We start from the raw sequence: 12,515 nt of genomic DNA, 5'->3' as shown, positions 1-12,515 counted from the left end.
CCGGAACCGACCGCTGCGGGGGTCCCGCTCCCGGAAACCACTTGCGACCGGCCGGGGCCGGCCCCCGATCCTTCGACGGCTTGTCCGACGGGCGCCCGACCCGCGGCGGGGCGCCCGCCCGCTACCGTGTCGACCCATGACGGTTCTGATCCTCGGCGGCAGTGGTTTCCTGGGCACCGAACTCGTCCGCCAAGCCCTGGCGGCGGGGCACGTGACGGCCGCGACGTTCGCGTCCCGACCCGGCACGACGGCAGGGGTCGCCTGGCATCACCTCGACGTGCGCGACCCCGTGCGGGTCGCCTCGGTGATCGCGGAGGTGGCCCCCTCCGTCGTGGTCAACACGTCAAGCGGACAAGGCGATTGGGCGGTCACCGCGGACGGCGCGCTGCGGGTGGCGCTGGCCGCCGCCAGGGCGGGGTGCCGTCTCGTGCACGTCTCCAGCGACGCGGTGTTCTCCGGTGCGCGCGTCCACTACGACGAGACGTGCGCGCCCTCTCCACTGACCCCCTACGGCGCGGCGAAGGCCGCCGCCGAGACGGGGGTTCGGATCCTGCTGCCGGGGGCCGCGGTCGCCCGCACCTCACTGATCATCGGACACGGCCGGTCGGAGCACGAACGCGGCGTCCACGCCCTGATCGCCGGCACCCGCGACGGGGTCCTGTTCACCGATGACGTTCGTTGCCCGGTGCACGTCGAGGACCTGGCCGCGGCCTTGTGGGAGATCGCACTGTCCGAACTGGCCGGAACGTTCCACATCGCCGGACCGGACGCCCTGAGCCGCCACGACCTCGGCTTGCTCATCGCGCGGAGGGACGGTCTGGACGGCGCTCGGCTGCCGGTCGGACGGCGGGCGGACACGTCCCTGCCGGGCGCCCTCGACGTACGTCTGGACAGCCGCGCGACCCAAGTCCGGTTGCGCACCCGCATCCGCGGCGCCCGCACCTTCCTGCGCGGAGAGGGGGCCGAGGGGGCCCCGGCGTCCCCCGGCGCGACGTGACGAGCCCCGGGAGCGCGCGGATCCGAGCGGCCCCGGGCCGCCGACCTCGCCGCGGCTCGGGGGGCGTGGCGGCGTGGCGGTAGGAGGCCGGAACGACCCGGCCACTCCTACGACCCCGCCCGTACCGTCACTCGTACTCGGTGCCGCCCTTGCGGGTCAGGTAGCCGGGGCTGATCGCCTTCGCGATGGCGCGGCCGCCGACCACCGGGCTGTAGCGCTCCGGGACGGGGCGGATGACGACGCCCTCGCGCAGGTGCAGGTCCCGGCCCGAGACCGTCTCCCGGCCGGAGGCCAGTTCCAGGACGGTCTCCAGGGCGTAGGGCCCCTCGAAGAGCCTGGGCACCAGAGGCAGTTCACCCGCTTCCAGGACCTGGGCCGGGTCCAGCCAGTGCACCTGCCCGTCGATCTCCGCCGACACGTCGAAGACGGCGTATCCGGGCGGCGCGTCGGCGGCGTTCCCCCGGGCCCCGTACGGGAGGTCCTGCACGCCGGTTCCGTAGACCTCCGCGAAGACGCCGATCCGGGTCGCGCCGAGCCGCTCGGCCAGCCGGGCCGCGACCGCCGGCACGCCGTGACCGCGTACGGCACGCCAGTACAGGTTGCGCTCGTCCTCCTTGAGCGCCAGCGCCTTGGAGCCGAAGCCCTTGGAGGACACGATGACCCGCTCGCCCTCGGCGACGTACGTCATGAGGCAGGCCGTGCCGTGGAGTTTCTCGGTCAGGACCACGGTCTCGCCCGGCTCGAAGATCCGCGGGTAGCGCTGGAGGTTCTCGATGTCCACCCAGGGCAGCAGGTCGGGAGCCCTTTCGACGTCACCGTCCATCGTCGTGGGAACGGGTGGCGACCACTTGACGATGCCCAGCAGTTCGGCGAAGTCGGTGCCCTCCTCGGCGGCCGACGCGAGGTCCACTCCGTCCAGCGCGCGGGGCCGGCACACCAGCCCCTGCGAGAGTTCACCCCGCAGCCGGACCGCCTTGACCCGGTCGGCGGCACTGCCGGCGAGCCGGCCGGTCAGTCCCAGCTCCTCGATCAACCCGGCGGGCAGTACCGCCTGTTCCGGTATGTAGAGGGCGAAATCGCCCGTTCGGTAGGAGTCCTTGGCGACGACGGCGCGGTAGAGGCCCACTTGGGCGAGTTCCAGCGCATCGGCGTTCGGGTGGTCGTGGACGGTCAGCTCTTCGACGGTGACACGCAGAGTGGACATGGGGCGGCTCCTCGGTTCCGGGTCCGGTTCGTGGGCGGGGGCGGGGGCAGGGGCGGGTCAGGGCGGTTGCGGTGGCACGGTCGTGCGGGGTGAAGTCGTTGCGGGCGGACGCCAATTGGGCGGGCCGGGCGCCGGGACCCCGTCCGTCCCCCGCTGCCACCCCACTCTCCACGCGGCCATTTCCGCTGGTCCAGCGGATATCCGGGTGTTAGCCTGCGCCGCGCCCGGGGATCGGCTCCGCACGGCTCGCACAGGAGGTTCGTATGACACGTCGTCCCGTCACGGTCGTCACCGGGGGGAGCCGCGGCATCGGTGCGGCGACCTGCCTCCGGCTCGCGGGCGAAGGCCACGATCTGGTGCTGGGGTACGCCCGCGACGAGGCCGCGGCGGAAACCACGGCCGAGCGCGTACGGGCGGCGGGAGCGCGGTGCGTGACGGTACGCGGTGACGTGTCCGAGGAGTGCGCCGTGGAACGGCTCTTCGACATCGCGGGCGCCGAACTGGGCGCGGTCACCGGCCTGGTGAACAACGCCGGGGTGACCGGCCCGCTGGGCCGTCTCGTGGACGCCCGGACGGAGGACCTGCGGCGCGTGGTGGAGGTGAACCTCATCGGGTACCTGCTCTGCTGCCGCCGGGCCGCCCGGGACATGGCGGCCGGCGGGGGCGGGGCCATCGTGAACGTGTCCTCGGCGGCCGCGACCCTCGGCAGCCCCGGCGACTACGTCCACTACGCGGCCACCAAGGCCGCGGTCGACGCGCTGACCATCGGCCTGTCCAAGGAGTTGGGTCCGGACCTGATCCGGGTGAACGGGGTCTCGCCGGGGATCGTCGAGACCGACATGCACGCGGCCATGGGCGACCCCGACCGCCCCGCCCGTGCCGCCGCCGGGATCCCGCTGGGCCGGGCGGGCCGGCCCGAGGAGATCGCCGGGGCCATCGCCTGGCTGCTGTCCGAGGACGCCTCCTACACCACGGGCGCCGTCCTGCGGGTGGCCGGCGGCCGATGACCGCCGGCGGGCCCGCGACGCCCCGGTCGGAGGTGCCGGGACAGCCCCTATGCTGCACAGATGATCAAGCCGATCGAACTAGTGATATTCGACTGCGACGGCGTGCTCGTCGACAGCGAACGCATCGCCGTGCGCGTGCAGGTGGCCCTGGGAGCGGAGCTCGGCTGGGCACTGACCGAGGACGAGGTCATCGACCGGTTCATCGGGCGTTCCGGTGTCTCCATCCGGGAGCAGGTCGCCGCGGAGCTCGGTCAGGAGACTTCCCTCGTCTGGTGGGACCGGTTCGAGCAGCTCCACCGGGAGGCCGTGGACACGGCGTTGTCACCCGTCGACGGGCTGCCGGAGGCGCTCGACGCGCTCGACGCGCTCGCCCTGCCGATGTGTGTCGCCTCCAGCGGCTCCCACGAGAAGATGCGCCACACCCTGGGCCGCACCGGCCTCCACGAACGTTTCGCCGGCCGCATCCACAGCGCCTCCGAGGTGTCCCGCGGCAAGCCGGCACCGGACCTGTTCCTCTACGCGGCGCGGCGGATGGGTGTCGACCCCGCCGCGTGCGTGGTCGTCGAGGACAGTCGGCCGGGCGTCCTGGCGGCCCGAGCCGCGGGCATGCGGTCCTTCGGCTACGCGGGCGGGCCGACCCGCGCGGAGCAGCTCGAAGGCCCCGACACCATCGTCTTCGACGACATGCGCAAACTGCCCGGCCTCATCGCCGAGCAGTGACCACCGCGCCGCCGCGCCGGCCCCGGTCTCCACGTCGGCGCCCGCGTCGGTCCCGGGGCGCTCCGCGGACGCGGGCACCTTCGTTCGACGTCCGGGTGCGCGGGTGGCGAGGTCGGTGCGGGGGAACAGCGGTACGAATGCTTCGAGTTCGGGGTCCATGGCGACCAGACGGACCCATGAAGCTCCGCTCGAAGATCCTGCCGGCGTTCTGCGCCGGCGTGGCCGCGATCACCGCCTGCGCCGGTACCGTGGCGGGGGCTCCCGCCCCGTAGGGCCCCCGACCGGCCCGTACCGCCGCGAAGGGCCCGTACCGGCGGCGGTCAGCCGAAGGCCGCGCGGGTCGCCGGGCCGTAGACGCCGTGGGGGTCGCCCTTGATGTCGCGGTCCCGCTGCAGTTGGGCCACGCCGCGTTCGGTCTGCTTGTCGTAGACGCCGGTCGTCGAGACGTACGTGAACCCCTGCCCGTGGAGCCGTTCCTGAAGGTCGCGCACCTCGGGCCCCCGGTCTCCGGGGCGGAGGGTGCCGGGGGTCGCCGGCGACGGCTTCGCGGCAGTGGCGGGCGGTGTCCGGGGCGGCGTGGGGGTGGGCGGCGGCGCCGGGGGCGTCGCCGTCGTGGACCCGGTCGGGGTGGTGGTGGGTGCGGCGGTGGGGGTGCCGGACGCGGATCCGGAGGGGGCGGTCCCGGTCGGGGCGTGCGGATCGGTGGTGCCGTCGGCGCCCGGGCCGCGGGCCGGCAGGGCGGGGACGGACAGCTCCGGCGGCGGGACGGCCCGTGCGGGCTCCGGTTCGGGGGAACGGAGCAGCACCACGAGGGTGCCCGCGGCGGCGAGTGCGAGCAGCGCGAGCACCATCAGCGGCCGCCGGTTGCCGCGCCTCCCGTCGACGGGGGACGCCTGCGCCGCCGGGGCACCCGCCGGGGCCGGCGCCCCTACCGGGACCGCCGTCGGGTCGAGCGGCCAGGCGGGGGTCGTGGCGGGGGCCGGATTCGCGGGCGGGGTGACGTACGGGCGTACGAGCAGGCGGTCGTCGGGAACGACTCCGCTCTCCTCGGTGTGGTGCGACACGCTGGTCTCCGGACTAGGGGGCGTCTTGCCGACGGGCCGACGGGGGCCGCCGGGAGGGAACCGCCGGGGCCGGTCGGGGGAGCTGCCCGGGCAGCGGGAGAAACAAGGACGGGGGTCGGTGCGGCGGTGCGGTACCGACCCCCGTCCGGCCGGTCAGGCCCCGCGCCGCCGGGCGACCGGGACCGTGCCCGTTCCGGGGGCCGGTTCCCAGGCCCCGCCGATGGCGAGGTGGATCGCCGCGCCCCGGCCGGTCGGAGCGGGTCCGCCGGCGTCGGCGCCGCCATCCGCGTCCGCGCCGGGGTTCCCGTCCGTGAGACGGAAGCCGCGGGATCCCGTCGTCCCCCGGTCCTTCGAGCGCGTCCGGGTCGGAGCGACGCCGGAGACCTGGCGCGGGGCGGTGGCCGTGGCGGCGTGGGTGACGGGCGAGCGACCGTCGGCCGGTTCGCCACCGGGTGCCTCGCCGTACGTGCCGCTGCCCCTCGACCCGCCCCGGGCGTCCGCGTTCCCGCCGATCGCGGCGGCGCCTTCCGCGCCACGGGCCCGGCGGGCGTCACCGTCGATGACGTCTCCGTGGAGTCGTGCCCTGCCGGAGAGGGCGTGGGTGGGCGTGGAACGGACGGACATCGACATCTGGGGTATCTCCGAGGGCAGCCCTTACGGCGGTTCTTGATCGGACTCTTTCCCTCCGGGACCACTCCGGTCAAGCCGGATGCCCGATCCACCCCATTCATCCGTTGTACGGGGGGACCGACTCCGCGCGGGCCGTCGGGGCCCCGACTCCACCGCCCGGCCGCGCGGTTGCCCGACGTCGGCCGGCTCCTCAACGGTCCGCCGGCTCCTCAACGGTCGGCCGGCGACGCGCTCCCGGGGCGCTCGCGCGCCGGCTCGACCTGCCCGCCCGGCCGGTGGTCGGGCACTTCGGTGACGGGCGCGGCCGGATACCGGCAGGCGGCGGCCACGGTGAGCGCCGCGAGCAGCATGAGGGCGGCTCCGGCCAGCGGGGCCGCGGCGACGGAGACCCCGTCCACCACGAGGCCGCCGGTGAGCGCACCCGCCGCGATGGCGAAGTTGAACATGGCCACCATCAGGGAGGAAGCCGCCTCGGACGCCTGCGGTGCGGCCTTGATCATCCAGCTCTGCAGGCTGACGGAGACCCCGCCGTACACGAGCCCCCAGACGAGCAACAGGGCGGTTCCGGCGGCGGCTCCGGGCAGCAGGGCGATCAGCGTGAGGACGACGACCAGGGTGGCGCTGACGGCGAGCAGCGTACGACGCGGGTCGCGCGACCCGGCCAGGAAGTTGCCCGCGACGCCGGCGACCCCGTAGCCGAGGAGGAGGGTGCTGACGGAGCCCGGCGCGACACCGGAGATGTCCCGCAGGACGGGAGTGACGAAGGTGTAGGCGGCGAACTGACCTGTCACCAACAGGAAGGTGACGATGACCCCGGCGCGGACGCCGCGGTTGCGGCGGAGCAGGGCGGGCAGTTCGGCCAGGGCGACCGGCCTGGTCGGGGGTAGCGCGGGCAGCAGGAGGAGCAGGGCCGCCAGCGTGACGACGCCGAGGGCGCCGACGGCCGCGAAGGCGGTGCGCCAGCCACCGAATTCGCCGAGCAGGGTCCCCGCGGGCACGCCGAGCACCGAGGCCGTGGGGACGCCGCCGAAGATCACGGCGGTGGCCCGGCCGACGTGGCGGGCGGGAACCAGCCGGACGGCGAGCCCGCCCGCCACGGCCCAGAATCCGCCGACGCTGATGCCGACGAGCAGCCGGGCGGCCAGCACCACGGCGAAGGACGGGGCGACGGCGGCGACCAGGTTGGCGACGGCCATCAGGGCGATGAGCAGGCACAGCACGTGGCGCCGGTCGATGCGGGCGGCGCCGACGGTGACGAGCGGGGCGCAGAGGCCGGCGACGAGGCCGGGGACGGTGACCATCAGCCCGGCGGTCCCGTCGGACACCCCGAGCGCGGCCCCGACGGGCGTGAGGAGGCCGACGGGCAGCAGCTCGGAGGTGATCAGCCCGAAGATCCCGAGGGACACGGCCGCCACGGCCGCCCACCCCTTCACGGCCCCCGCCCCGCCGGCCGCCTCTCCAGCGGGGCCGCTGCCCGGGTCGGCGCCGGGACCGGCCCCCTGGACGCGGTGGGCCCCGGCGCCGGGGCGGACGTCGGAGCCGGCTCCCGGGTCGACGTCCGAGCAGGAATGTGAGCCGGAATCGGGATCGGGGCTGTCGGGCGCGGGATCGGGGCTGTCGGGCGCGGGATCGGGGCTGTCGGGCGCGGCGGCGGCGAAGGGCATGTGCGGGGCTCCGTACGGGTGGGCGGTCCGGCGGGGCGATCGCGGCACGGCAGCACCGGGCTCCGGGGGTCGCGCCTCCCCCGTCTCCCGCGCCGCCGTGACGTGCCGCCGGCGTTCGGGCCCATTCTGCGGCGGTGGCCGCCGGTTCGGGCCCGCCGTACAGAATCGATTCAGCAACGGCCCCCACCGAACCCTCGGTCCCCCGGCGCCCGACCCGGACCCGACCCCGCGTCACCCGGACGCGTGAGGTTCGACTTCGGTGGGCCGCCGACTACGGCATGGTGGTCGGATGCAGTTACGCCGGGCCGCCCTGCCCCTCTCCCTGCTGGCCCTCCTCGCGAGCGCCGGCTGCGTCTCCGTCGGCCCGGAGTCCGGCGCCGCCGGCCCCGTACGCGGTTCCACGCCGCCCCTCGGCCGGCAGGACGCTCCCGAGGGGCGCCGCTCCGACGACGGCCCGCCCGAGTTGGCCCTGCCCCTGAGCGCGCTGCCCGACCCGGAGCCCGATCCCCCGCGACCCGGGGCCGGGTCGGACGACCGACAGCGACAAGGGGTGCGGGACGACGTACGGGTCCACGCGCCCGACCCCCGCACCCGCAAGGCGGACCCGCCCGCCCGCCGGCACGCGAAGCCGACCGCGCCCCGGCGCGTTCGGCCGGCTCAGCCCACGCCGCCTCGCGTTCCCCGCCCGGCGGCGCCGCGCCTGCCCCGGGGCGAGGAACTGTGCGCGGCCGCGGAGGGCACCGTCCCGCCGTCGGTCGTCGACCTGTGTGTCCGCCAGTACGGCCACTGACCGACCGCCCGGACACACCGGCGCCCGCCGCGACTCCGCCCCGCCCCGCCCACGACGCCTCCGCGGCCCGCCCGGCAGACTTGACCCTCACACCGTGTCAGGCCGTGCACTTGGAGACGTCATGTTCACCATCGGAGACTTCGCCAAGCACGGCCGGGTGTCGGTCCGCATGCTGCGTCACTACGACGCCCTCGGACTGCTGCGCCCGGCACGTGTCGACCCGACGAGCGGCTACCGCTTCTACGAGGCGGGCCAGTTGGCCCGCCTCAACCGCGTCATCGCGCTCAAGGACCTCGGCTTCACCCTGGAACAGGTGGGGGCGGTCCTCGACGAGAAGGTGACCCCGGATCAACTGCGCGGCATGCTGCGGTTGCGCCGGGCGGAACTGGAGAGCGCCGTGGCCGAGGCGACCGCCCGCCTGAACCGGGTCGGGACGAGGCTCCGGACCATCGAGAGCGAGGGAACCATGCCCACGGACGAAATCGTCGTCAAGAGCCTGCCGCCCGTCCGGCTGGCCGAACTGACCGGCGTCTCGGCGAGCTACGCCCCCCAGGACATCGGGCCGGTCATCGGTCCCCTGTACGGGGAACTGTGCCGCCGCCTGGAGGCCGCCGGGGTCGCCCCGACGGGGCCGGGCCTCGCCCGCTACGAGGATGCTCCGGACGCCGAGCCCGGCTCCGTCCTGGTGCGCGCGGGGCTGCCCGTGGCGACGGGCGTCCGCGTCGAGGACCTCGGGTCCGGGGTGCGGATCGTGGAACTGCCCGGGGTCGAGCGGGCGGCGACGGTGGTGCACCGGGGTCCGATGGACGGCGTACTGCCCACCGCGCAGGCCCTGGCCCGGTGGATCGACGCGCACGGTCACCGCTCCGCCGGGTACGCCCGCGAGCTGACCCTGGCCTGCCCCGACGACCCGGAGCGGTGGGTCACCGAGCTTCAGGAACCGCTGGCCTCCTGACCGGACGGCGGCGGTCGCGGACGGACGCGCAGCGCCGGACCGTTCCCTCGCGGGCGGTCCGAAGTCGGCGCAGCGCCCCGTGTCCGCGCCGCCGCCACTCGACACCCGGCAGTCCGGCGCGCTGGCCGCCACCGCTGATCAGGGCGTTGACCGGGGCGTGCGGATCGGCGGCGACCCCTTTGGCGATGAGCACGCCCACCACGAGCGGCACCAGCGCCACGGCCAGGGCCGAGCCGGCGGTGGTCACGTGCCGCATGCGGGGGCGCTGTGCGGCGGTCGTGGCGTACGAAGGGGGTGCTGAGGTCATGACGTCATTCCATCAACGGCGGCGCGTCGGGGAATCGGGGCGGATACTCAGGCCGTTGCGGGTGAGGTACTCATCCGCACGCGGATGGAAAGGGGTGCGCGATGGCCGGTGGGCACGGGGAGGGTTTCGAACCGGCGGACGGTGACGGTCCGCCGACGGATCCGCAGGCGCGGGCGGGCGAGTTGCGCACCGCGTACGAGGGGCTGTTGCAGATCCGCCGCCTGCTGGGCGACGGTACGCACGCCCCCGCCCCGTGGGAGTTGCGGGCCGTGCCGCGGGCGGTGGCCCTGGTGCTGGAGGCGGCCGGCTTCCCTCCGTCGGCGTTGGACGCCCGGGGCCGGCGCAGCCGGACCGGCTACCGGGTGGCCGGCGGCCCGGACGGCAACGGCACGGGCGGCAGCGACTCCGTCGGGCCGGGCCCCGCCCCGGTGACGGTGACCTGGCCCGGTCCCGCCGGGTCGGGCGCCGCCGAGGAGGAACAGGAGCGGCTGACCGCCTGCGCGGCGGAACTGGAGCGGCACGGGTGGGAGTGCCTGCTGTACCGGGGGCCGCGCGGCCGGCGTTTCCTGGAGGTCGAACCACCCCGCTGAGCCGCCTCCCGCCGGACGGTCTGCCGCCTGACTACCCGGGCGGCGCCCCGGTCCGCCCGCCTCAGGCATCGTCGCGGTAGCGCAGCAGGCGCAGGGCGTTGGCGACGACGACGAGCGTGGAGCCCTCGTGGACGAGGACGGCCGGGCCGATGCCCATGCCCAGGGCGGTGGCCGGTACTAGCACGGCGACGATGCCCAGGCTGAGCCACAGGTTCTGCCGGATCACGCGGGCGGCACGGCGGCTGAGCCCGGTGATGAACGGCAGCCGGCGCAGGTCGTCGGACATGAGGGCGATGTCCGCGGTCTCCAGGGCGACCGCCGAGCCGGCGGCTCCCATGGCGACCCCGACGGTGGCCCCGGCCATGGCCGGGGCGTCGTTCACCCCGTCGCCGATCATGGCCGTACGGGCCGTGCGGCGCAGCCGGGTCACCTCGGTGGCCTTGTCCTGCGGCATCAGGCCGCCGCGGACCTCGTCCATGCCGAGGGTCCGGCCGACGGCGTCGGCGACCCGCTGGTCGTCGCCGGAGAGCATCACGGTGCGGGTGACGCCGAGGGCGCGCAGGGCGGCCATCGTCGCGGCGGCCTCGGCGCGGGGCGCGTCCATCAGGCCGAGGGTGCCGAGCCAGCGGTCCCCGCGGCGGACGACCATCGTGGTGCGGCCGGTGCGGGCGAGGGCCTCCGTGCGCTCGCGCAGGGCGGTGGGGACGGGGGCGCCGGTGAGGGTGTCGGCGTAGGAGAGGCTGCCGATGTGGACGGTCTCGCCGTCGACCTCGGCGGAGACGCCCCGGCCGATGACGGCGCGCAGGTCGACGGCCTCGGTGGCCGGGGCGGTGCCGGTCAGGAGGGCGGGTGCGTCGCGGACGACGGCACGGGCGAGCGGGTGGTCGCTGAGTCGCTGGGCGGCGATGGCGGTGCGCAGGAGGTCCTCGCGGGCGGCGCCGTCGGCGGTCTCGACCTCGGTGAGGCGGGGGCGGCCCTCGGTGAGGGTGCCGGTCTTGTCGAAGGCGATGGTGCGCAGCCGGCCGAACTCCTCCAGGGGCGCGCCGCCCTTGACGAGGACTCCCCCGCGGGCTGCGCGGCCGACGGCGCTGAGCACGGCGGCGGGCGTGGCGATGGCGAGCGCGCAGGGGCTGGCGGCGACGAGGACGGCCATGGCCCGGTAGAGGCTGTCGGTGAACGGTTCGCCGCTGAGGGCGCCGTAGGCCAACAGGGCGGCGACGAGGGCGAGGACGCCCGGTACGAACACCTTCTGGAAGCGGTCGGTGAAGCGTTGGGTGGGTGAGGTGCGCTCCTCGGCGTCCTGGACCATGCGGACGACGCGGGCCAGGGTGTTGTCGCGGTTGAGGCGGGTGACGACCACGTCGAGGGTGCCGGAGCCGTTGACGGTGCCGGCGTACACGCGGCCGCCGGGGTCGACGGCGGCAGGGTCGGCGAGGGCCGCGGCCGGGTCGGGGACGGGCTCCTTGTCGGCGGGGACGCTCTCGCCGGTGATGGGTGACTGGTCGACGCTGCCGCGGCCCGCGGCGACGAATCCGTCGGCGGGGACCCGGGTGTGCGGGCGGACCAGGACGGTGTCGCCGACGGCGAGTTCCTCCACGGGCACCTCGGCGGGCTCGCCGCCGGTCCGGCGGACGAGGGCGGTGCGCGGGGCGAGTTCGCCGAGGGCCTCGATGGAGCGTCGGGCGCGGCCCATCGCGTACTCCTCCAGGGCGTGGCCGAGGCTGAACAGCACGAGGAGGACGGCGCCTTCCTCCCAGCGGCCGATCACGGCGGCGCCGGCGGCGGCGACGAGCATGAGGAAGTCGACCTGGAACCTGCCCCGGCGCAGGGTGCCCATCGCTTCGCGGAGGGTGAAGAATCCACCGAACACGTAGGCGGCCACGAAGAGGGCCCGGGACGCGGGGCCGGCGTTGCCGGTCAGGTGGAGGGTCAGTCCGGTGAGGTAGACGGTGAGGGCGAGCAGGGCGCTGATCAGCTCCGCGCGCTCTCCGGCCTTCCGGGTCATGTTCTGCAGCACGTTCCGCATGACGTTCTTCATGACATCAATATATCAAGAGTTCTAAATATGTGAACCTGTGCACGTCCTGATCTTCTGATCTAGGGTGGCCGCCATGGAACCGGCCATGGACCCCGCCCCAGCGCCCCACCTGCTCCCCGAGCCGGCCGCGGCCGCGGCCGCGGAGGTCATGCAGGGCCTCGCCTCGCCCGTCAGGATCCGCATCCTGGCCCGCCTGCTGCACGCGCCGTGCTCCGTCGGGGACCTGGCCGACGACCTCGACCTCGGTCAACCCACCGTCTCCAACCACCTGCGCCTGCTGCGCCACCTCGACCTCGTCACGGGCCGCCGCGACGGCCGCAGCGTGGTCTACGAACTGCACGACGCACACGTCGGCGACCTGCTCCGACAGGTACTGGCGCACGTCCACCACGCACCCGGGGCATAGGAACGAAGGCCGGACACAGCGGGCCGGCCGGACAATGAAGGGGGGGGGGGGGGGGGGGCGGCCCCCCCCCCCCCCCCCCCCCCCCCCCCCCCCCCCCCCCCCCCCCCCCCCCCCCCCCCCCCCCCCCCCCCCCCCCCCCCCCC

13 protein-coding genes are annotated in these 12,515 nt (G+C 75.5%); 7 read left to right on the top strand and 6 right to left on the bottom strand.

The genetic code is table 11. From position 1 onward, the window contains the following. Positions 1 to 136: 136 nt before the first annotated feature. Complete coding sequence (locus NOD94_RS22405; protein WP_281207833.1) at positions 137 to 997, top strand: sugar nucleotide-binding protein; 861 nt, start codon at positions 137 to 139, stop codon at positions 995 to 997. Between the two features lie 127 nt (positions 998 to 1,124). On the opposite strand, the gene NOD94_RS22400 is transcribed toward NOD94_RS22405, so the two are convergent. Then, a complete protein-coding gene (locus tag NOD94_RS22400; RefSeq protein ID WP_281207832.1) occupies positions 1,125 to 2,201 on the bottom strand; it encodes an RNA ligase (ATP) in 1,077 nt (358 codons plus the stop codon). A 263-nt stretch (positions 2,202 to 2,464) separates the two neighbouring features. Here NOD94_RS22400 and NOD94_RS22395 point away from each other — a divergent pair, with 263 nt between their 5' ends. After that, a complete protein-coding gene (locus NOD94_RS22395; protein ID WP_281207831.1) occupies positions 2,465 to 3,208 on the top strand; it encodes an SDR family oxidoreductase in 744 nt (247 codons plus the stop codon). Between the two features lie 60 nt (positions 3,209 to 3,268). Next, the gene (locus NOD94_RS22390; protein WP_281207830.1) at positions 3,269 to 3,928 is read left to right on the top strand and encodes an HAD family hydrolase; all 660 of its coding nucleotides are present in this window, start codon (positions 3,269 to 3,271) and stop codon (positions 3,926 to 3,928) included. A gap of 320 nt (positions 3,929 to 4,248) precedes the next feature. Here NOD94_RS22390 and NOD94_RS22385 read toward each other — a convergent pair whose 3' ends face one another. The 3 genes from NOD94_RS22385 to NOD94_RS22375 all read right to left on the bottom strand — a co-directional run bounded on the left by NOD94_RS22385 (position 4,249) and on the right by NOD94_RS22375 (position 7,286). Continuing rightward, positions 4,249 to 4,992 (bottom strand): peptidoglycan-binding domain-containing protein, encoded by a 744-nt coding sequence (locus NOD94_RS22385; protein WP_281207829.1) that lies wholly within the window; start codon positions 4,990 to 4,992, stop codon positions 4,249 to 4,251. 153 nt (positions 4,993 to 5,145) lie between these two features. After that, on the bottom strand, positions 5,146 to 5,622 hold the full coding sequence (locus NOD94_RS22380) for a hypothetical protein (protein ID WP_281207828.1): 477 nt from the start codon (positions 5,620 to 5,622) through the stop codon (positions 5,146 to 5,148). A 209-nt stretch (positions 5,623 to 5,831) separates the two neighbouring features. Then, entirely contained in the window at positions 5,832 to 7,286 is a 1,455-nt protein-coding gene (locus tag NOD94_RS22375; RefSeq protein ID WP_281207827.1) for an MFS transporter, read from the bottom strand. Positions 7,287 to 7,575: 289 nt separating this feature from the next. Between NOD94_RS22375 and NOD94_RS22370 the strand changes: the two genes are divergently transcribed. Both NOD94_RS22370 and NOD94_RS22365 read left to right on the top strand, forming a co-directional pair. Continuing rightward, positions 7,576 to 8,076, top strand: coding sequence for a hypothetical protein (locus NOD94_RS22370; protein ID WP_281207826.1), 501 nt, complete (start codon positions 7,576 to 7,578; stop codon positions 8,074 to 8,076). 121 nt (positions 8,077 to 8,197) lie between these two features. Continuing rightward, entirely contained in the window at positions 8,198 to 9,031 is an 834-nt protein-coding gene (locus NOD94_RS22365; RefSeq protein ID WP_281207825.1) for a MerR family transcriptional regulator, read from the top strand. Here the strand turns inward: NOD94_RS22365 and NOD94_RS22360 are convergent. Continuing rightward, a complete protein-coding gene (locus NOD94_RS22360; RefSeq protein WP_281207824.1) occupies positions 9,000 to 9,338 on the bottom strand; it encodes a hypothetical protein in 339 nt (112 codons plus the stop codon). The two genes, NOD94_RS22365 and NOD94_RS22360, sit on opposite strands and share 32 nt — an antisense overlap. A 101-nt stretch (positions 9,339 to 9,439) precedes the next feature. Between NOD94_RS22360 and NOD94_RS22355 the strand changes: the two genes are divergently transcribed. Beyond that, positions 9,440 to 9,928: a hypothetical protein gene (locus tag NOD94_RS22355; RefSeq protein WP_281207823.1), complete on the top strand. Its 489-nt coding sequence runs from the start codon at positions 9,440 to 9,442 to the stop codon at positions 9,926 to 9,928. A gap of 61 nt (positions 9,929 to 9,989) precedes the next feature. Here NOD94_RS22355 and NOD94_RS22350 read toward each other — a convergent pair whose 3' ends face one another. Then, positions 9,990 to 11,966, bottom strand: coding sequence for a heavy metal translocating P-type ATPase (locus tag NOD94_RS22350; protein WP_281207822.1), 1,977 nt, complete (start codon positions 11,964 to 11,966; stop codon positions 9,990 to 9,992). Between the two features lie 85 nt (positions 11,967 to 12,051). Between NOD94_RS22350 and NOD94_RS22345 the strand changes: the two genes are divergently transcribed. Then, positions 12,052 to 12,372, top strand: coding sequence for a metalloregulator ArsR/SmtB family transcription factor (locus tag NOD94_RS22345; RefSeq protein WP_281207821.1), 321 nt, complete (start codon positions 12,052 to 12,054; stop codon positions 12,370 to 12,372). The last annotated feature ends 143 nt before the right edge of the window (positions 12,373 to 12,515 follow it).

Source organism: Streptomyces sp. Isolate_45 (assembly GCF_024721315.2).
Classification (GTDB): domain Bacteria; phylum Actinomycetota; class Actinomycetes; order Streptomycetales; family Streptomycetaceae; genus Streptomyces.
This window is presented reverse-complemented; position numbering and strand designations above follow the sequence as displayed.